Consider the following 1,045-nt stretch of genomic DNA (forward strand, 5'->3'; position numbering starts at 1 on the left):
CGGCGCGCTGGCCGTAGGCCACGCGGGGCGCGTTCGCTGGCCACCTAATTTATTGGGTGGCTAACTCTCGCTCGTCAGTTTTCTGTTTAGAAACCCCCTGTCTAATTACGGGGGAGGAAAAACAAACGTCAAGCGCGGTTTTCACCCCTGGCCAGGTTGGCGCTAAGCCCAGTCTATGGGCAAGGGGTGCGCTGACATTAGAAATCCTGTGGTGATTAACCTTTATCTATTGTGTATCTATCGTGTATGTATTGTGATGCTATTTGACCTTTCCTGGCCTTAAAAGCAGTAGGAAATAGGGTAATAACTTCCCGGTGTCCTTATTCATACATGGGCTGAAGTCATATACTTAACTTCCTCCCGTTCTGTTCTAGTTTAGCCAAGCACAACCATAAACTAAAAATTGATACTGTTGGCGATCAGCTTGGTGATCAGCTTGGTAATCAGCTTTGAACTGATTCCCCAACATGATCGGTTTTGGTATATCCACTGGAACCATAGGAGGGGATTTATCCCCTCGCTGGTTTTTATCCCTGCTCTAAAGACATAGGGCTTTCAACTGCTAGTTTTTTGGTAAAATCACCTAAAATCCTCACTTCTGGCTCTAACCACAGTGACCAGTGCTTTTCTACTTGCTGCTGAATATGGTGGATCATGCGGAAGATATCGCTAGCCTTAGCATCACCACAGTTAAGTATAAAGTTGGCATGGCGTTCGGCTATTCTAGCACCACCAATTTGGTAGCCTTTTAGACCAATTTGTTCAATTAGCCAACCAGCAGCATAGGGGTCAGGGTTGCGGAAGACACTGCCACAACTAGGTAGGTGGTAAGGTTGGGTAGTATGTCGTTTTGACAAATGCTGCGATGTCAGTGAGCGCACCTGTTTTGGTTCAGCACCCGGTTTTAACTGAAATGTTGCCTGGGTGACTATGCGATCGCTACCTTGAAGGATTGAGGTGCGATAGCTAAAGCCTAGGTCTTGGCTAGTGAGTTGCGCCATTGAGCCATCAGGGGATAGAACATCTGTATGAAACAGAAGATCAG

General features: G+C 46.8%; 1 protein-coding gene. It reads right to left on the minus strand.

Translation table 11 applies throughout. The features are described 5' to 3' along the window. Positions 1 to 527: 527 nt before the first annotated feature. On the minus strand, positions 528 to 1,045 hold a 518-nt coding region (murB, locus tag F6K38_RS42980), incomplete at its 5' end, for a UDP-N-acetylmuramate dehydrogenase (protein WP_287361036.1).

The organism is Moorena sp. SIO3B2 (assembly GCF_010692525.1).
In the GTDB taxonomy this organism is placed as follows: Bacteria; Cyanobacteriota; Cyanobacteriia; order Cyanobacteriales; family Coleofasciculaceae; genus Moorena; species Moorena producens.